The 17,193-nt window shown below is 74.3% G+C and carries 18 protein-coding genes; 13 read left to right on the top strand and 5 right to left on the bottom strand.

Translation table 11 applies throughout. From position 1 onward, the window contains the following. Positions 1 to 28 precede the first annotated feature (28 nt). The 3 genes from pcp to DXZ73_RS09590 are packed head-to-tail and all read right to left on the bottom strand — an operon-like array spanning position 29 to position 2,387. Positions 29 to 673 (bottom strand): pyroglutamyl-peptidase I, encoded by a 645-nt coding sequence (pcp, locus tag DXZ73_RS09580; protein ID WP_116210585.1) that lies wholly within the window; start codon positions 671 to 673, stop codon positions 29 to 31. A gap of 47 nt (positions 674 to 720) precedes the next feature. Then, positions 721 to 1,689: a DUF979 domain-containing protein gene (locus tag DXZ73_RS09585; protein ID WP_116210586.1), complete on the bottom strand. Its 969-nt coding sequence runs from the start codon at positions 1,687 to 1,689 to the stop codon at positions 721 to 723. After that, positions 1,686 to 2,387, bottom strand: a complete 702-nt coding sequence (locus DXZ73_RS09590; protein ID WP_116210587.1) for a DUF969 domain-containing protein — start codon at positions 2,385 to 2,387, stop codon at positions 1,686 to 1,688. The genes DXZ73_RS09585 and DXZ73_RS09590 overlap by 4 nt, the downstream gene beginning before the upstream one ends. Before the next feature lie 172 nt (positions 2,388 to 2,559). On the opposite strand from DXZ73_RS09590, the gene DXZ73_RS09595 reads away from it, so the two are divergent. The 4 genes from DXZ73_RS09595 to DXZ73_RS09610 are packed head-to-tail and all read left to right on the top strand — an operon-like array spanning position 2,560 to position 5,484. Further along, complete coding sequence (locus DXZ73_RS09595; RefSeq protein WP_116210588.1) at positions 2,560 to 3,204, top strand: GntR family transcriptional regulator; 645 nt, start codon at positions 2,560 to 2,562, stop codon at positions 3,202 to 3,204. Continuing rightward, entirely contained in the window at positions 3,201 to 3,989 is a 789-nt protein-coding gene (locus tag DXZ73_RS09600) for a LamB/YcsF family protein (RefSeq protein ID WP_116210589.1), read from the top strand. The genes DXZ73_RS09595 and DXZ73_RS09600 overlap by 4 nt, the downstream gene beginning before the upstream one ends. After that, positions 3,986 to 4,621 (top strand): 5-oxoprolinase subunit PxpB, encoded by a 636-nt coding sequence (gene pxpB, locus DXZ73_RS09605; protein WP_240351282.1) that lies wholly within the window; start codon positions 3,986 to 3,988, stop codon positions 4,619 to 4,621. The genes DXZ73_RS09600 and pxpB overlap by 4 nt, the downstream gene beginning before the upstream one ends. Beyond that, positions 4,618 to 5,484: a biotin-dependent carboxyltransferase family protein gene (locus DXZ73_RS09610; protein ID WP_116210590.1), complete on the top strand. Its 867-nt coding sequence runs from the start codon at positions 4,618 to 4,620 to the stop codon at positions 5,482 to 5,484. The genes pxpB and DXZ73_RS09610 overlap by 4 nt, the downstream gene beginning before the upstream one ends. 51 nt (positions 5,485 to 5,535) lie before the next feature. Here the strand turns inward: DXZ73_RS09610 and DXZ73_RS38030 are convergent, their stop codons facing one another. Further along, positions 5,536 to 5,691 (bottom strand): hypothetical protein, encoded by a 156-nt coding sequence (locus DXZ73_RS38030; RefSeq protein ID WP_162890128.1) that lies wholly within the window; start codon positions 5,689 to 5,691, stop codon positions 5,536 to 5,538. A gap of 225 nt (positions 5,692 to 5,916) precedes the next feature. On the opposite strand from DXZ73_RS38030, the gene DXZ73_RS09615 reads away from it, so the two are divergent. The 5 genes from DXZ73_RS09615 to DXZ73_RS09635 all read left to right on the top strand — a co-directional run bounded on the left by DXZ73_RS09615 (position 5,917) and on the right by DXZ73_RS09635 (position 11,807). After that, positions 5,917 to 6,372 carry an SPW repeat protein gene (locus tag DXZ73_RS09615; RefSeq protein WP_116210591.1) on the top strand — a complete coding sequence of 152 codons (456 nt, stop codon included), beginning with the start codon at positions 5,917 to 5,919 and terminating at the stop codon, positions 6,370 to 6,372. A 457-nt stretch (positions 6,373 to 6,829) separates the two neighbouring features. Beyond that, positions 6,830 to 8,254: a cytochrome P450 gene (locus DXZ73_RS09620; RefSeq protein WP_116210592.1), complete on the top strand. Its 1,425-nt coding sequence runs from the start codon at positions 6,830 to 6,832 to the stop codon at positions 8,252 to 8,254. Further along, the gene (locus tag DXZ73_RS09625; protein WP_205519142.1) at positions 8,251 to 9,687 is read left to right on the top strand and encodes a hypothetical protein; all 1,437 of its coding nucleotides are present in this window, start codon (positions 8,251 to 8,253) and stop codon (positions 9,685 to 9,687) included. The genes DXZ73_RS09620 and DXZ73_RS09625 overlap by 4 nt, the downstream gene beginning before the upstream one ends. A 54-nt stretch (positions 9,688 to 9,741) precedes the next feature. Then, complete coding sequence (locus DXZ73_RS09630) at positions 9,742 to 11,520, top strand: peroxidase family protein (RefSeq protein WP_116210593.1); 1,779 nt, start codon at positions 9,742 to 9,744, stop codon at positions 11,518 to 11,520. Beyond that, positions 11,520 to 11,807, top strand: coding sequence for a hypothetical protein (locus DXZ73_RS09635; protein ID WP_116210594.1), 288 nt, complete (start codon positions 11,520 to 11,522; stop codon positions 11,805 to 11,807). Before DXZ73_RS09630 ends, DXZ73_RS09635 begins: the two co-directional genes overlap by 1 nt. A gap of 62 nt (positions 11,808 to 11,869) precedes the next feature. Here the strand turns inward: DXZ73_RS09635 and DXZ73_RS09640 are convergent, their stop codons facing one another. After that, positions 11,870 to 12,157 carry a hypothetical protein gene (locus DXZ73_RS09640; protein WP_116210595.1) on the bottom strand — a complete coding sequence of 96 codons (288 nt, stop codon included), beginning with the start codon at positions 12,155 to 12,157 and terminating at the stop codon, positions 11,870 to 11,872. Between the two features lie 161 nt (positions 12,158 to 12,318). Between DXZ73_RS09640 and DXZ73_RS09645 the strand changes: the two genes are divergently transcribed. From DXZ73_RS09645 to DXZ73_RS09660, 4 genes are all read left to right on the top strand, one after another. Continuing rightward, positions 12,319 to 12,996 carry a response regulator transcription factor gene (locus DXZ73_RS09645; protein ID WP_116210596.1) on the top strand — a complete coding sequence of 226 codons (678 nt, stop codon included), beginning with the start codon at positions 12,319 to 12,321 and terminating at the stop codon, positions 12,994 to 12,996. Then, positions 12,989 to 14,392: a sensor histidine kinase gene (locus DXZ73_RS09650; protein ID WP_240351283.1), complete on the top strand. Its 1,404-nt coding sequence runs from the start codon at positions 12,989 to 12,991 to the stop codon at positions 14,390 to 14,392. Before DXZ73_RS09645 ends, DXZ73_RS09650 begins: the two co-directional genes overlap by 8 nt. 165 nt (positions 14,393 to 14,557) lie before the next feature. Continuing rightward, positions 14,558 to 15,874, top strand: a complete 1,317-nt coding sequence (locus DXZ73_RS09655; RefSeq protein WP_116215516.1) for an FtsW/RodA/SpoVE family cell cycle protein — start codon at positions 14,558 to 14,560, stop codon at positions 15,872 to 15,874. A gap of 127 nt (positions 15,875 to 16,001) precedes the next feature. Further along, on the top strand, positions 16,002 to 17,192 hold the full coding sequence (locus DXZ73_RS09660) for a cytochrome P450 (RefSeq protein ID WP_116210597.1): 1,191 nt from the start codon (positions 16,002 to 16,004) through the stop codon (positions 17,190 to 17,192). The last annotated feature ends 1 nt before the right edge of the window (position 17,193 follow it).

The following is a 17,193-nucleotide window of genomic DNA, read 5'->3' on the forward strand; positions in this document are numbered from 1 at the left end:
ACGGCACGGGCGAAATGCCCGTCCCGTCCTAGTGTGTGGCGCCGCCGACCGCGCGGATGTCCGCCGTGCGCCCGGCCGCGGTGATCGCGATCACACACAGTGCCTCGGCCGCGGCGGCCACGGGGAGTGACGGCAGCGCCCGGTCGGTGACCTGTTCCGGCGCGTACGGCACGTGCACGAACCCGCCCCGCAGGCCGGGGCGTTCGGTCGCGGCGAGGTGCATCAGGCCGTAGAAGACGTGGTTGCAGACGAAGGTTCCGGCGGTGTGGGAGAGGGAGGCGGGCAGGCCCGCCTCGCGTACGGCGGCGACGCACGCCTTGGCGGGGAGGGTGGCGAAGTAGGCGGCGGGGCCGCCGGGGACGACCGGCTCGTCGAGGGGCCGCGCGCCGGCGTTGTCGGGGATGCGGGCGTCGTCCAGGTTGACGGCAACGCGTTCGACGGTGATGTCGGGGCGGCCGCCCGCCTGGCCGACGCAGAGCACGATGTCGGGGCCGGTGTCCGTGACGGCGGCGCGCAGGGCGTCGAGGGCGGTGCCGAAGGCGCAGGGCAGTTGGGCGACGGTCAGCTCGATCCCCTCGGGCGGCCGCTCGGCGGCGGCCCGCACGGCCTGCCAGGACGGGTTGACCGTCTCTCCGCCGAAGGGTTCGAATCCGGTCAGCAGCACCCGGGTCATGGCCGCTCCTCCGCTCGGGTTCCTGGGGACGTCATCAGAAGGCGAAATCAGAAGGCGAACAGGGACATGATCACTATGTTGCAGCCGAGCAGGGCGACGGCGGTGGGCAGTTGGGCCTTGATGGGCCCGTACTGGTCCTTGAGCTCCAGCAGGGCGGCGGGCACGACGTTGTAGTTGGCGGCCATGGGGGTGACCAGGGTGCCGCAGAATCCGGCCAGCATGCCGATGGCGAGGACCGCCGGCGCGCTGCCGTGCTCCTGCACCACCAGGACCGGCCAACCGACCGCGGCGGTCATCACCGGGAAGGCGGCGAAGCCGTTGCCCATGACGATGGTGAAGAGGAACATCCCGACGCAGTAGACGACGACCGCGAGGTGGAGGGAGTGGTCGGGGAGCACCGCCGTGGTGATCCTGCGGACCTGGTCGCCGACACCGGCGACGGAGAAGATCGTGCCGAGGGTGGCGAGCAGCTGGGGCAGCAGCATGGCCCAGCCCATCGACTCCAGCATGGAGCGCCCGGCGTGCACGGGGGTGGAGAGCTTCTTCTCGCGCAGCAGCGCCATGGCGACGGCGAGGGCGACGACGGAGCCGATCCCGAGGCCGAGGATGGTCTCGCTGCCCTTCTGCAGGACCGGCTGTCCGCCGAAGGAGAGCTTCTTGACGCCGACGGCGCAGATCAGGGCGACGACGGGGATGGTGAGCGCGGGGACGAAGAGCTTGCTGCCGAGGCGCCGCGCGCTCGCCGCCCGCTGCCGCGGTGTGGTCGTACGGGCCGTGCCGCGGCCGGTGAAGCCGAATCCGGCGAGGCCGGCCATGACGAGGACGGCGGCGCCCAGCGGTTCGGCGGGTGCCGACTTGTCGGCGACCCAGGTGCCGTAGACGAAGCCGAGACCGAGCAGGCCCCAGAAGGCGGCGGTGCCATGGCGCCTGGGGTTGGTGCGGTCGGTGAGCATCTGGGCGGCCATCAGCAGGAAGATGGCGCCGACCAGCCAGTAGAACCACTCGGCCTTGATCACTTGGCGGCTCCCACGGGCTTGTCGGCCGTGCGAGCCACTGCGCGCGCCAGCGTGCAGTCCAGGCGCAGCAGCCGCCAGCCGTGCACGGCGAGGGCGCACAGGGCGGTGGGGACGGCCCACAGCGCGAGGTCGAGCGGTTCGAGGTGGGTGTGGTAGGTGGTGTTGACGAAGCCGGTGATCAGCAGGATCGAGCCGACGGCCAGGAAGACGTCCTCGCCGAAGAAGAGCCCGACGTTGTCGGCGCTGGCGGCGAAGGACCGCACCTTCTCGCGGACCTTGTCGGGCAGCGGCCCGTGCCGGCGCTCGGCCGCGCCCTCCGCCATGGGGGCGGCGAGCGGGCGGACGGTCTGGGCGTGGCCGAAGACGCTGTTGAGGCCGAGGGCCGCGGTGAGCTGGCGCAGCAGGAGGTAGAGGGCGAGGAAGCGGCCGGTGGTGAGCGCGCCGAACCGGGATATCAGCCGGCGGGCCTGTTCCTGGAGGCCGTACCGCTCCAGGAGGCCGATGACCGGGAGGGTGATCACGAAGATCGTCACCGAGCGGCTGGAGGCGAAGCCCTCGCCGAAGGCGGCGAGGACGCGCTGGGGCGACAGGCCGCCGAGGAGGCCGGTGGCGATGCCGGCGCCGCCGACCACCAGCAGGGGATTGCGTCTCGTGGCGAAGCCGATGACGACCACGAGGACGCCCAGGAGAACGATCATGCGCCCTGCCTTCCGGGTGCCCGGACCTCACTCGTTCCGGTGAGGTGACTGGCGAGGAGGCTAAGATATTGTTCAACAATCCTCAAGAGGGTTGACTCACGATTCCGTATCGCCCTCGACCGCCCCTGATCGTCACCGCTCGTCACACCCGTCGAAACCATGGGGGGACGCCATGGCCCTGTCCACCGCCCAGCGCGTGGCCGACACGCTCCGCGACCGCATCGAGGGCGGCGGGCTGCCGCCCGGCACCCAGCTGTCGGAGGAGGCGCTCGGCCGGGAGCTCGGGGTCTCGCGCAACACCCTGCGCGAGGCGTTCCGGCTGCTCGTCCACGAGAGCCTGGTCGTGCACCGGCTCAACCGCGGCGTCTTCGTCCGGGTGCTGGAACCCGCCGACGTCACGGACATCTACCGTGTGCGGGCGGCCCTGGAGACCGCGGGCGTCCGGGCCGCCGACGGCGCGGGACCGGCCGCGCGCGCCGCGGTCACCGAGGCCGTCACCCGCGCCGAACGCGCCGCCGCCGACGGCGACTGGCAGGAGGTGGGCTCGGCCGACCTCCGCTTCCACCGGGCGCTCGCCGGCCTCGGCGGCAGTGCCCGCATCGACTCCGCGATGGACCGGCTGCTGGCCGAACTGCGCCTGGCCTTCCACACGATGCCCTCGCCCCGCCGCTTCCACGAGCCGTTCCTGACGCGCAACCGTGCGCTCGCGACGCTGCTGGAGAACGGCGAGTACGGCCGCGCGGAGGCCGAGTTGACCACCTATCTGGATGACGCGCGGCAGCTCATCCTCGACACGATGCGGGAGGCCGCCTCATGACCGGACCGGAGCACGACACCGACGCCCGCCCCGTCCTCGACCTCAACGCCGATCTCGGCGAGGGCTTCGGGCGCTGGCACCTGACCGACGACGAGGCCCTGCTGTCGGTCGTCACCAGCGCCAACGTCGCCTGCGGCTTCCACGCCGGCGACCCCTCCACCATGCGCCGGGTCTGCGAGCGCGCCGCCGAGCGCGGCGTCCGCATCGGCGCCCAGGTCTCCTACCGCGACCTCGCCGGCTTCGGGCGGCGCGCCATGGACGTGCCCCCGGACGAACTCGCCGACGAGATCACCTATCAGATCGGCGCGCTGCGCGCCTTCGCGCGGGCCGCCGGTTCGGACGTCACCTATGTGAAGCCGCACGGCGCGCTCTACAACCGCACGGTCGCCGACGCCGAGCAGGCGCGGGCCGTCGTCGCGGGCGTGCTGCGCGCGGGCGGCGCGCTGCCCGTGCTCGGGCTGCCCGGCTCGCGGCTGCACGAGGCGGCGGCGGAGGCCGGACTGCCGGTGGTCGCCGAGGCGTTCGCGGACCGCGCGTACACCGCCGCCGGGACGCTCGTCTCCCGCCGCGAGCCCGGCGCGGTGGTGCTCGACCCCGAGGCCGTCGTCGCCCGTTCCGTCCGGCTGGCCCGCTCGGCCACCGTCACCGCCCTCACCGGCGAGGACGTGGCCGTACGGGCCCGCTCGCTGTGTCTGCACGGCGACACCCCCGGCGCCGCCGGCCTCGCCCGCCGGGTGCGGGCCGCCCTGGAGGACGCGAACGTGCGGGTGGAGGCGTTCGCGTGAGCGCGCCCGCACCAAGGCTGCGCGCCCTGCCCGTCGGGCGGCACGCGCTGCTCGTGGAGGCCGCCACCGGCGACGACGCCCAGGCCCTCCACGCCGAACTGCTGCGCCGCCGCGCCGCGGGCACCCTCCCGCCCGTGCGGGAGATCGTCCCGGCGGCGCGCACCGTCCTGCTGGACGGCCTGGCCGAGCCGCGCGCCCTCGCCGCCGACCTCGCGCGCTGGAGCGTGCCGCCGCTCACGGCCACCGAGGGCGCCCCGGTGGTCCTGCCGGTCCGCTACGACGGCGCGGACCTCGCCGAGGTCGCGGCGCTGTGGGGCGTCTCGGAGGAGGAGGTGGCGCGGATCCACTCCGGACTCGAATTCCGGGTGGCGTTCTGCGGGTTCGCCCCCGGTTTCGGCTATCTGACCGGGCTTCCGGAGCGGCTGCACGTGCCCCGCCGGGCCACACCGCGCACGGCCGTACCCGCCGGATCGGTCGGCCTGGCCGGCCCGTACACCGGCGTCTACCCGCGCTCCTCCCCCGGCGGCTGGCAGCTCGTCGGCCGTACGGACGCGGTGCTGTGGGACGCCGGGCGCGAGCCGGCGGCGCTGCTCTCGCCCGGCACGCGCGTGCGCTTCGAGGTGGTCGCGTGAGCGGCACCCTCACCGTCGTCCGTGCCGGGGCGCTGACGACCGTCCAGGATCTCGGCAGACCCGGTCACGCGCATCTGGGGGTGGGGCTCTCCGGCGCGCTCGACCGGCCCGCGCACCGGCTGGCCAACCGCCTCGTCGGCAATCCGGCCCCGTGCGCCACGCTGGAGACCACCGTCAACGGCTGCGCGGTGCGCCCGGACCGGGCGGTGACCGCGGCGGTCACGGGGACGCCCTGCGCGGTGCGGGTGGACGGCCGCCCGGTGGCCTGGGGCGCGGCCGTGCGGGTGCCCGCGGGCGCCGTCCTGGATGTCGGCGCCGCCGTCGGCGGGGTGCGCGCGTACGTGGCCCTCGGCGGCGGGGTGGCCGTGCCGCCCGTGCTCGGCAGCCGCTCCCGGGACCTGCTGTCGGGCCTCGGGCCGGAACCCCTGACCGACGGGGCGAAGCTGCCTCTCGGCGCGCCCTGCGGGCCGTCCGGGGGCGCGGACGTGGTGCCCTGGGCCGGGCCGCCGGCCCGTGGGCTGGTCCTGCCGGTGGTGCTCGGGCCGCGCGACGACTGGTTCACGGCGGAGGCGCTGCGCGTGCTCTCCGGCGGCGGTCACCGGGTGTCCCCGGCGAGCAACCGCATCGGCCTGCGGACGGAGGGGCCCGCGCTGGCCCGGGCCCGGGAGGGTGAACTCCCCAGCGAGGGCATGGTCCTCGGCGCCGTCCAGGTCCCCCCGGACGGACGCCCTGTGGTCTTCCTGGCCGACCACCCGACGACCGGCGGCTATCCCGTCATCGGTGTCGTCCCCGAGCCGTCGCTGGCCGCCGCGGCGCAGGCCGCGCCCGGCACCCCGGTGCGTTTCGTGCCCGTGCGGAAGTGAACCGCACCGGAGGGCCGGGGGCGGCGGCCCGGTCGCCGTCGGTGACCGCCGTCAGTCGACGCCGCGGATGATGTGCGATTCCGCGTCGGTCTCCTCGGCGGTGGTCTCGGGTGTCTCCCGCGGCGCGGTGCGACGGGCCCCCGCGGTCTCGTCCAGGCCCTCCGCCCGGCCCGGCATGCGGTCGCCCTGCCTCTTCAGCTGTTCCACGACGGCTTCCTTTCGCACGCTGTTCCCCTGGTCCACCCGATGGCGCCGCCGGCTCACGCGTCCGGAATGCGATGCCCGGGTTTCCCCAGCGTGACCTGTCGAAACAGAAGCCACCACATCGGATATAGCCAGATATGAACTACCTCCCGCCAGGTGGCAAAAGGGGTCATTGACGATAAAATGCAGGCAGGTCCGAACTGACACTGAAAGAAGAAGGTGGCTGACGTGACCGCCCCTACCTCACCCCGGATCGAACACCACCCGGACATCCTGGCGCTGCGCGCCCACTCCGAGGAGACCACCAGCACCCCCGTCGCGCAGGGCGTCGAGGCCCTCTCCCTGCTGTGCGGTGTCTATCTGGCCGCCTCCCCCTGGATCGCCGGCTTCAGCGGCGCGACGACCCTCGCCGTCAACAACCTCATCACCGGCATCGCGTTCGCCTGCCTGGCCGGGGGCTTCGGCCACGCCTACGAGCGTACGCACTCCATGAGTTGGGCCGGGCTCTGCATCGCGGCCTGGACGATCGTCTCGCCCTGGGTCGTCGCCGGGCACGCGTTCGCCACGCGCGCCGTCGTCAGCAACGTCATCGTCGGAGCGGTGGCCTGCCTCGCCGCGCTGGCCCTGGCCGGACTGGGGATGTCCCGCTCGGCCACGGCACGGCCGGGACTTCGGCAACGCTGAGCAGCGGGGCGGAAGCGCCGGGTGACCGCCCGCCCGCTCCGCCTCCGCTCTCGGTGTCCGGGCAGGACCGGGCCGATCTCCGTCGCCCGCAGGCCCCGTCACCCGCGTTCCGGGTGGCGGGGCCTTCCCGTGCGCCCCGCGCCGGAGCCCTTTACACCAGCCTCCCGGTCGCCGCGAAACGGCCGTTCACCCCTGGGAATGAAAACCCGGCCGATCTTCGGAATTGATGACTCCGCCGGACGGGAACGGGCAATGCTCCCCTCTCCCTGATCACTCCTATCCCACGAGGTGCGCGCCATGACGACCGTACGAGCCGCCGTGTTCGAGCTGTTGCGGGCCCCGGAGTGACCACCGTCTTCGGCGGCGTGGCCGAAACCGCTCCCCGGGGGCCGGTGTTCCTGTCGCTGCCGACGGACGATTTCGACATCGAGCCCGACGAGGCGGAGGCCGCGGCCGCATGATCCACCTCTCCGGCACCACCGAGGTCCGCACGGAGCACGACACCGCGCTGCCCACGGCGACCGCGGGCGAGAACCTGCGGCTCGCCTTCACCTATCTCCTGCCCAATTACCTCAAGGGCGCCTTCCGGGGCCGCCCCCGGGTCGCGGCGCTCGTCGCCCGGCTGGACGCCGCCCGGCACGGCGCGGACACCATGCGGCGGATGCGCCGCAGGCACGGCCGCGGCCCGGTCATGGTGCGCGGCACCTCCGGGCCGGCGCTGCTCGTCCTGGACGCCGACGACGCGCGGCAGGTGCTGGCCGGGCCGGTGGAGGTCTACGCGGTCGACACCTGGGAGAAGGTGACCGGTTTCGCGGGGGTGCAGCCCGACGCGCTGGTCGCCTCGCACGGCGGGCAGCGGGCCGTCCGCCGGGCGTTCAACGACTCCGTCCTGGACGCCGGCTGCCCCGTGCACCGGCTCGCGGACCACTTCCTGCGGGTCGTCGGCGAGGAGGCCGCGGCCCTGCTCGGCCCGCGCGCGGTGGCCGGGCTGGACGCGGACGCGTTCCGGGAGCGGTTCGAGCGCGTGGGGCGGCGCTGCTTCCTGGGCGAGGCCGCCGCGGACGACGTGGAGTTCTCCCGGCTGCTGGGCGAACTGCTCACCGAGGCCAACTGGATGGGCGCCCGGCGCTGGCGCCTGGCGCACGTCCGCCGGGTCAGACGGCGCATGATGCAGCGCCAGGCCCGCTATCTGGCCGAGGCCGACCCCCGCAGCCTGACCGGGCTGTTCGCCGCCGCGCCCAGGGGACCGGAGACGGCGCCGGAGGCCCAGCTCTCGCACTGGTTCATGGCGCTGGCGTCGGTGCAGGCGGCCACCGTGCAGGCGCTCGCCCTGCTCGCCACGCACCCGCGGCACCACGAGCGGGCCCTGGCGGAGGTCGGGGCCGCGGACCGCAGGCACGGCGCCCGCACGGTGGCCGGCTTCTGCGACATGCCGTACGTACGGGCCTGTGTCCAGGACGCGGCGCGGCTGTGGCCGTCCGTGACCGCACTGATGCGCCGGACGACCGCGGAGACGCGCTGGCGGGACGCGGTGGCACCGGGCGGGGTCAACGTCCTGGTGCCCGCGGGCTTCCACGCGCGCGACGGCGAACGGATCGAATACGCCCACCGGTTCGCGCCGGAGCTGTGGCTCGACGGCACGGCCGAGGGCGACTGGGCGATCAGCCCGTTCAGCCGGGGCGAGGCCCAGTGCAGCGGCACGGAGCTGGCACTCCAGCTGGCCACCGGCTTCGTCGCTGAGTTGCTGCGCGGCGGCGAACTCGCCGTCTCCGGCGTCCGCCTGAGCCCGTCCGGCCCCCTGCCGTACACCTTCGACGCGACGCGCCTGCGCGTCGGCGTCCGTGCCACGACCCGCCCGGCCGAGGAGGTGGACGGCGCATGACGACCGAGAACGACATCCCGGACCAGGAGCCGGAGGCCGTACCGCAGGCCGTCCCCGGCGCACCGGACGCGCCCTCGCCGGAGGAACCCGCCCCGCTCGACACCGCGTCGCTCGCCGCCCTCGCCCGGACGCTCAGCGAGGTCGCCGGGGCCGTACGGGAGGCCGGGCGGACCCTGACCGCCGTGACCACCGATCCCGCGCTGCTCAGGTCGGTCGGCCGCTCGCCGCGCAGCGGCACCCGCGCGGTGCGCGCCCTGGCCCGTACGCTCGTCGACCCCGCCGGACTCGGGTTCGCGCCCGACGGCGGGCGCGTGGGCCGGGCGGCCCGGCTGGGCGCGGTGCTCACCAGCAGGCGGAGCCTGGCGCTGGACGTGGCGGTGGCCGCGCTCAAGCTCCGGATCCGGCTGTGCGCGGTGCGGCACCCTGAGTTCGTCGAAGAGGGCCCGGTGCGGCGGCTGCTGATCGCCATCGACGCCGACCGGCAGCTCCTGGCGCTGCGCATCCTCCGGCAGAACGTCCGGGCGCAGGGCGCCCAGCGGGCCCTGGCCGCGCTCGCGCCCGCCCTCGCCGAGGTGATGGCGTGGAACGCGCTCGTGGACGAGAACCCGTTCAACGACGAGGCGGCCTGGTGCATCGTCACGGGCACCCGGGCGGACGGCGATCCGCTGCTCGGCATCCGCATCGGGGCCTGGGCCCGCTGGGACCGGGGCGCGGGCCGGGCCGTGGCACAGCCGCCGGACCCGGAGTTCCTGGCAGGTCTCGACAACGACGGCGGCATCACCGGCCACCTGCGGAACCTGGCCGCGCTCGGCAACGACGGCCGGGCCCTCGTCCAGCGCGTCGGCGGCCCGGACGGCATCACCCGCTATCTGGTGCTGCTGCCGGGCATGGCCCTCGGCCTGCCGCGCAACCCCACCCCGCAGGACCTGGTGGGGGCCGTCACCGCCGTGGGCCGCAACGACTCGCCGTACACCCGCGCCGTCCGCAAGGCCCTCGCGCTGACCGTCCCGGACGGCGCGGAGATCGCGCTGGTCGGGCACAGCCAGGGCGGGGTCACGGCCATGAGCCTGGCCGAGCTCCCCCAGGTCACCGAGCGCTGGCGGCTGACGCACGTCGTCGCCGTCGGCGCGCCGATCGACTTCAAGCGCCCGCGCGACCCCCGCACCCGGGTCGTCAGCATCGTCAACGAGCACGACGTGGTGCCCAGCCTGGAGGGCCGCAGCCCGGTGTCGGTCTTCCCGCTGCCCGCCGACTGGCTGGAGATCACCTGGGCGGATCCCACGCACGACTTCCCTCAGTGCCACAACGTCGACGTCTACGCGCAGGGCCTCGACAAGGTGGTCCCGGAGGCGCGGGACCAGGTGGACGACCTGCTCGCGCCGTACCGCGGCCGGGTGGAGGAGACCGTCGTCCTCCGGCTCCACGACCGCTGACCCCGCCGCCCCGCCCGGATTCCCGCCCCGATTCCCCTTGTTGGAGAGCTGTCGATGACGCCCCTGCCGCGCCCCCGCCGCGAGTGGCACTCCCTGCCGTTCCCGCTCGCGCTCCTGGAGATCAAGAGACAGCGGGAGCTGCTGCGCGCGCACAATCTGCACGACACCTACGGCGCGGGCGGCGAACGGCCCCGCAGGCCGAGCCCGAAGCTGCTGCCGTACCGCAGTTACGACGGTTCGGGCTATGACCCGGACGACGTCGACATGGGCCGGGCGGGCACCCGCTTCGACCGCAACTGCACGCTGCCGGAGACCTTCCCGGAGGCCGAGGGCAAGGGGCTGTTCGACCCGAGCCCGCGCGAGGTCAGCAGGCAGCTGCTGGCCCGCCGTTCGGGCTTCCGGCCCGCGCCCTCCCTCAACATGCTGGCCGCGGCGTGGATCCAGTTCCAGAACCACGGCTGGTTCAGCCACGGCGACAACAGGACCGACGAGCCGCTGGACGTCCCGCTCGCGGCGGACGACGACTGGCCGGCCTGCCCGATGCTCGTCCGCCGCTCCCGCCCCGACCCGGTGCCGCACTGCGACCCCATGCGCCCGCCGACGTACGAGAACACCGTCACCCACTGGTGGGACGGCTCGCAGATCTACGGATCGGACGAGGAGCGGTGCCGGGCCCTGCGGACGGGCGAGCGCGGCAGGCTCGCCGTGGAGGGCGGGCGGCTGCCCGACGAGCGCGCGCCGGGCCTGTCCGGCATCGACCTCACCGGTTTCAACGACAACTACTGGGTCGGGCTCTCCCTGCTGCACACGCTCTTCGCCAAGGAGCACAACGCGATCTGCGACCGGATCGCGGCCGCGCACCCCACGTGGGGCGACGAGCGCCTCTTCCAGACGGCCCGGCTGGTCAACGCGGCGGTCATGGCGAAGATCCACACCGTGGAGTGGACCCCGGCGGTGGTCGACCGGCCGGTGACCCGGGCGGCGATGCACATCAACTGGTACGGCCTGCTGCCGGCCCGGGTGCGCGGCAGGGTCGGGCGGCTCGGCAGGGGCGAGATGCTCTCCGGGATCCTGGGTTCGCCGACCGACCACCACACGGCCCCGTTCTCCATGACCGAGGAGTTCGTGACCTCCTACCGGCTGCACCCGCTGATCCGGGACGAGTACGCCATCCACTCGCACCGCACCGGGGCGCTGATCGAGCGCACGGACTTCGAGCAGCTCCAGGCGCTCGCGACCCGGAAGGCAGTGGACCGCTGGGGCTGGTCGGACCTGCTGTACTCCTTCGGCGTCATGAACCCCGGTGACATCACCCTGCACAACCACCCCGACTGTCTGCGCGATCTCACCCGGGTCTCCGGGGAGCGGGTCGACCTGGGCACGGTGGACGTGCTGCGCGACCGGGAGCGCGGCATCCCCCGCTACACCGCCTTCCGCGCCGCCCTGCACCGGCCGCCGGTGACCGACTTCGAGGAACTGACCGGCGGGGACGTGGGGCTGGCGGCGGAGCTGCGCGAGGTGTACGACGGGCGGCTGGACCGCGTCGACACCATGGTCGGGATGTACGCCGAGCCCCGGCCGCGCGGCTTCGCGTTCAGCGACACCGCGTTCCGGGTCTTCGTGCTGATGGCGTCCCGGCGGCTGAAGAGCGACCGCTTCTTCACCACCGACTACCGGCCGGAGGTCTACACCCCCGAGGGCCTGGAGTGGATCGAGCGCACCGGGATGGTCGACGTCCTGCTGCGCCATCACCCGGAGCTGGCGCGCCCCTTGCACGGGGTGCGGAACGCGTTCTCACCCTGGCGGATGCTGCGACCCGGAGGAATCAACTGATGGAGCGGAACGAGACGGGCGCCGGACCCTGGTCGCGGCCCGTCCGCACGGAGGCCACCCAGCTGCTGGAACAGGCCCGGCGGCTGCGCGCGGGCGCGATGACGGTGACGCTCCCCGACCCGGAGGGCGCGGCCCTGCGGAAGCAGATCCTCGGCCACGCGGAGCGCGCGGAGTCCGCGGCGCGGTCCCTGGAGCGGGCGGCGGACGCGCTGGCCGGCCACGAGAGGGTGCTCGCCGCGCTGGCGCGCGGGCGCCGCGAGAGCGGCGGGGCCACGCAGATCGACTGATGCCCGCCGGGCGCGGCCCTCACCTGCCCGGACGGGCCGGGTCTCCCGGCCCGTCCGCCGCGTCATCCGGCGCGCACGAACCAGCGGTCACCGCGCGACTCCGCCAGCCCCTGGTCGGCGAAACCGGTCACGTGTTTGAGGATGGTGCGCGCCTGATAGCCCACCGCCTCGGCCAGTTCCTCGACGGACGCCCCCGCGGCGCCGTACTCCCGCAGGCCCTGCCACGTGCGGGCGGTGTGCCTGCCGAGGCCGGGGGCCACCACCGCCGGCCGCTGCGGCGCCGCCATGGCGCGAGGCCGCGGGGTGCGGTTGACCTTGCGATGCCGACGGCCTTTCTGGCGCTTGCTCATGGATGTACCACTGCTCCGTCCCGTAGCGGATCGTCTCCGTTCGACAACTCGGCACGGCGGCGGGCGGTTACGGCCGTTCCACCGGGTGTGCGAGACATCACGCACCGCGAGCGGGCCGACCACCCCCGGGGGCCGGGAGTCGGATATGTGACGCTTGGGGCGTGCGCATACTGATTGTCGAGGACGAGGTGGGGCTCGCCGACTCGCTCCGCCGGGGGCTGGCCGCCGAGGGGCACCGCGTGGACGCCGTCCACGACGGGCCGCGCGGCCTGGAGGCGGCGCTCACCGGTGAGTACGACGTGATCGTGCTCGACGTGATGCTGCCCGGACTGAGCGGCTACGAGATCTGCGGCCGCCTGCGCAGGCTGGGCCAGTGGACGCCGGTGCTGATGCTCACCGCCAAGGACGGCGAGTACGACGAGGCGGAAGGGCTCGACGCGGGGGCGGACGACTATCTGTCCAAGCCGTTCTCCTTCGTGGTGCTGAGCGCCCGGCTGCGCGCGCTCGGCCGCCGCGGGGGCGCGGAGGCTCTGCGTCCGCTCCAGGCCGGCGACCTCGTCCTGGACACGGCGGCGCGGGCCTGCCGGCGCGACGGCAGGGAGATCGAACTGACCGCGCGCGAGCTGTCCGTGCTGCGCTGCCTGATGGCGGGCGCCGGACAGGTGGTGGCCAAGCGGGACATCCTCGACGAGGTCTGGGACTCCCCCGCCGACACCGACCCGAACATCGTCGAGGTCTACGTCTCCTCGCTCCGCAGGAAGATCGACGCGCCGTTCGGCCGCCGGGCCATCGTCACCGTGCACGGCGCGGGCTACCGGATCGCGCCCGACGGTGGCTGACGGCCGCGACCACCGCCGCACGCGGTCACGGCTGCTGCCCCGTACGGTCCGCGGCCGTGCCGCCGCCGCGGCCGCACTGGCGATGGCGCTGGTCCTCGGGGTCGGCGGCACCTGGCTCTACGCCGTGCTGCGTACCAATCTGCTGGACACCACCAACGGGCGCACCGAACTCGCCGCCCGCGAGGTGGCCGCCCAGGCGGACGCCGGCGGGCTGCCCGCGCTGCTGGCCGCCCCCCGGGCGGGCGTCGACGTCGTCCTGGTCCTGGACGGCGGCGGCAAGGTCGTCGCCACGACCCGCCCCTCCGCCGGGCCGCTGGCGGCGGAGTTCCGGGCGCTGCGCCCGCCGCCGGGGCAGGACGTGGCGTCGCGCATCCTGCCCGGTTCTGGAGCGGTGGGCGGGGAGCGCGGCGACGTGGTGGTGGTCCGGGCGTCGGCCGGCGGCCAGGAGCGCTACGTCTACGCGCTGACCGTGCTCAACGACGTGGACGGCGCCACGCACGCCATCGCCCTCGGCCTGCTCGCGGGCTCCCCGCCGCTCATAGCCCTGGCCGCCGTCATCGCCTGGGCGGTGACCGGGCTCGCGCTGCGTCCGGTGACCACGATCCGTACGGAGCTGGCGGCCGTCACCCCGAGCGGTCTCGACCGGCGGGTGCCGGAGCCCGCGGGCGGTGACGAGGTGGCGCTGCTGGCCCGCACGGTCAACGCCACCCTGGACCGGCTGGAGCAGGCGGTGGGCCGGCAGCGGCAGTTCGTGGCCGACGCCTCCCACGAGCTGCGCAACCCGGTCGCGGCGGTCCGTTCCCAGCTGGAGGTGGCGCTGGCGTCCCCCGGCGGTCCGACGGAGGCGTCCGTACGGGCCGCGCTGGCGGAGACCGTGCGGCTCCAGCGGGTCGCCGCGGACCTGCTGCTCCTGGCGCGGCTCGACGCGCGGGTGCGCGTCGCCGGGGAGCCGGTGGACCTGGCGCTGCTGGCCGCCGAGGAGGCCGCCCGGCGGCCGGGGGCCCGGGTGCCCGTGGCCGTGCGGGCGGACGCCCCCGTGCCGATGCGCGGCCGGGAGAGTCAACTGGAGCGGCTGCTGGCCAATCTCGTCGACAACGCGCTGCGGCACGCGGCGGGCCGGGTCACCGTGAGCGCGTCTCTCGCGGAGGGCGGGGCGGCGGCGGTGCTGGAGGTCGCCGACGACGGGCCGGGCATCCCCGAGGACCGGCGGGAGCGGGTCTTCGAGCGCTTCGTGCGGCTGGACGCGGCGCGCGACCGGGAGAGCGGCGGCAGCGGGCTCGGGCTGGCCATCGCCCGCGAGATCGCGCACGCGCACGGCGGGACGCTCACGGCCGGGGAGCGGGCGGGCGGCGGCGCGCGGCTGGTGGCCCGCTTCCCCCTGACCACCGATTCCTGAAGGTTTGCTCGAAGCCTTCAGGTTTCCTTCAGCGCGTGCGGTCCAACATTGATCAGTGTGACCGTGGAATCCGTGCAACTCGAGGGCCGTGACGAGAGCCCGGCGACGACGGAGCGCCCGCCGGCGTCCCGGCGGCGGCGCAACCGTGAGGCGCTGCTGCTCGGAATGGCCGTCCTGATCAGCTGCTTCGGTTACGCCTACGCCGGTCTGTCGGTCAACGGCAGCTTCCCGCGCGGGTTCCCGGGCTTCGCGGCGAGCATGGTGTGCCTGGCGCTCGTGCCGCACCTGGCGGTGCGCCGCTGGGCGCCGTACGCCGATCCGCTGATCCTGCCGCTGTCCATCCTGCTGTCGGGGTTCGGGCTGGTGCTGCTCTTCCGGCTGGACTTCGCCTACAGCGCCCGTTACAAGACCGCCGAGCCCACCGCGTCGGGCCAGTTGCTGTGGACGGTGATCGGGGTCGCCGTGTGCGTCGGCGTGATCCTGCTGCTGAAGGACCACCGGCGGCTCCAGCGCTACATCTATGTGCTGATGGCGATCGCGCTGGTGCTGCTGATGGCGCCCGCGTTCTTCCCGGGCGACACCTACGGCGCCAAGCGGTGGATCTTCATCGGGCCGCTGTCCTTCCAGCCCGGCGAGTTCGTCAAGACGATGATCGCGGTGTTCTTCGCGGGCTATCTGGTCGCCCACCGGGACGCGCTGGCGCTCACCGGGCGCAAGGTGCTGGGCGTACGGCTGCCGCCGGGGCGGCAGCTCGGGCCGATCCTGGCCGTGTGGGTGCTGAGCCTGCTGGTGCTGGTCTTCGAGCGGGACCTCGGCACCTCGCTGATCTTCTTCGGGCTCTTCGTGGTGATGCTGTACACGGCGACCGAGCGCACCAGTTGGGTGCTGTTCGGGCTGGCGATGGCCGTGGTGGGGGCCACCGTGGTCGGTTCGACCGAGCCGCACGTCAAGGGCCGCATCGTCGCCTGGCTGCACCCCTTCGACATCTTCCTGCCGGAGGACCGGCGGCCCAAGGGGCTGATCTCCAGTCAGCTCGCGGACGCGCTGTTCGGCTTCGGCAGCGGCGGGGTCACGGGCACCGGCCTCGGGCAGGGCCACCCCGAGCTGATCGGCTTCGCGGGCCGCAGCGACTTCATCCTCACCACCGTCGGGGAGGAGCTGGGGCTGGCCGGCACGATGGCGGTGCTGATGCTGTACGCGCTGCTGGTGCAGCGCGGGCTGAGCGCGGCGCTGGCCTCGCGCGACCCGTTCGGCAAGCTGCTCGCGGTGGGGCTCTCGGCGGCGCTGGCCCTGCAGGTCTTCGTGGTGGCCGGTGGCGTCATGGGCCTCATCCCCCTGACCGGCAAGGCCCTGCCGTTCCTCGCCAAGGGCGGCTCGTCCCTGGTGGCGAACTGGCTGCTGGTGGCAACCCTCATCAGAATCAGCGACTCGGGCGGCCGGGCGCGCCAGGAGGCGGCGCCGCTGCCGAGGGCCCGCGGCTGAGCCGGCGCGGGGGAACGAGCCCGTCCGCAGTGCCCGACGCCCCGTGGCCTCTGCACGCAAAGGCACTTACCGTGAGGTGGGCAAGAGACAGGCGAACCGCGCACATCCCGCAAGGGAAGGGGTACGCATGACCACCGCACATGTCGAGCCCGCCACCTATCCGTTCAACGACGCCTCCGGCCTCGCCCTGTCCGAGCTCTACGAGCACGCGCGCCGCGGCGAAGGGCTGTTGCGCGTCCGGATGGAGCACGGCGAGCCCGCCTGGCTCGTGACCCGCTACGCCGACGCCCGCCTCGTCCTCGGCGACCGCCGGTTCAGCCGTGCCGCGGCCGCCGACCACGACGAGCCCCGCCGGACGCCGGGGCGGCGCGAGGCCGGGATCCTCGGCATGGACCCGCCGGACCACACCCGGCTGCGGACCCTGGTGTCGAAGGCGTTCACCGTGCACCGGGTCGAGAAGCTGCGCCCGGACATCCGCGCGCTGGCCGAGAGCCTGCTGGACCGGATGGTGGCGGCGGGACCGCCCGCCGACCTGGTGGAGCACTTCGCGCTGCCCCTGCCCGTCGGGGTGATCTGCCGGCTGCTCGGCGTGCCCGCCGAGGACCAGGGGCGCTTCCGCGTCTGGAGCGACGCCGCGCTGTCGACCAGCCCGCTGAGCACGGAGGAGATCGCGGCGAGCAGAGACGAGTTCCGCGCCTATATGGCGGGGCTGATCGAGGCGCACCGGGCGCGGCCCGCCGACGATCTGATGACCGCGCTGATCGAGGCGCGTGACGTGGACGACCGGCTCTCCGAGCTCGAACTGATCGACCTGTGCGACGGTCTGCTCATCGCCGGTCACGAGACGACCGCGAGCCAGATCCCCAACTTCCTCTGGACGCTGCTGGATCACCCCGGGCAGTTCGACCGGCTCCGCGCCGAGCCGGACCTCGTCCCCGCCGCGGTCGAGGAGCTGCTGCGCTTCGTGCCGCTCGGCGTGGGCGCGTCGTTCGCCCGTTACGCCACGGAGGACATCGAGGTGGGCGGCACGCCCGTACGGGCCGGTGAGCCCCTGCTGGTGGCCGTCGGCGCCGCCAACCGCGACGCGCTGCGCTTCGCCGCGCCGGACTCCCTGGATCTCGGCCGCGCGGGCAACCAGCACCTGGGCTTCGGGCACGGCGTGCACCACTGCCTGGGCGCCCCGCTGGCCCGGCTGGAGCTCCAGGAGGCGCTGCGGGCGCTGGTGTCGCGGCTGCCCGGCATCCGGGCGGCGGGTGACGTCGAGTGGAAGACGGAGATGCTGGTCCGCGGTCCGCGCACGATGCCGGTGAGGTGGTGAG

Source organism: Streptoverticillium olivoreticuli subsp. olivoreticuli (genome assembly GCF_003391135.1).
GTDB classification, from domain to species: Bacteria; Actinomycetota; Actinomycetes; order Streptomycetales; family Streptomycetaceae; genus Streptomyces; species Streptomyces blastmyceticus.

Coding starts and splice junctions, on each gene's coding strand:
- DXZ73_RS09660 (WP_116210597.1), top strand. CDS start 16,002: ATGACCACCGCACATGTCGAGCCCGCCACCTATCCGTTCAACGACGCC.
- DXZ73_RS09600 (WP_116210589.1), top strand. CDS start 3,201: ATGACCGGACCGGAGCACGACACCGACGCCCGCCCCGTCCTCGACCTC.
- DXZ73_RS09655 (WP_116215516.1), top strand. CDS start 14,558: ATGGCCGTCCTGATCAGCTGCTTCGGTTACGCCTACGCCGGTCTGTCG.
- DXZ73_RS09625 (WP_205519142.1), top strand. CDS start 8,251: ATGACGACCGAGAACGACATCCCGGACCAGGAGCCGGAGGCCGTACCG.
- DXZ73_RS09595 (WP_116210588.1), top strand. CDS start 2,560: ATGGCCCTGTCCACCGCCCAGCGCGTGGCCGACACGCTCCGCGACCGC.
- DXZ73_RS09590 (WP_116210587.1), bottom strand. CDS start 2,387: ATGATCGTTCTCCTGGGCGTCCTCGTGGTCGTCATCGGCTTCGCCACG.
- DXZ73_RS09640 (WP_116210595.1), bottom strand. CDS start 12,157: ATGAGCAAGCGCCAGAAAGGCCGTCGGCATCGCAAGGTCAACCGCACC.
- pcp (WP_116210585.1), bottom strand. CDS start 673: ATGACCCGGGTGCTGCTGACCGGATTCGAACCCTTCGGCGGAGAGACG.
- DXZ73_RS09635 (WP_116210594.1), top strand. CDS start 11,520: ATGGAGCGGAACGAGACGGGCGCCGGACCCTGGTCGCGGCCCGTCCGC.
- DXZ73_RS09630 (WP_116210593.1), top strand. CDS start 9,742: ATGACGCCCCTGCCGCGCCCCCGCCGCGAGTGGCACTCCCTGCCGTTC.
- DXZ73_RS09620 (WP_116210592.1), top strand. CDS start 6,830: ATGATCCACCTCTCCGGCACCACCGAGGTCCGCACGGAGCACGACACC.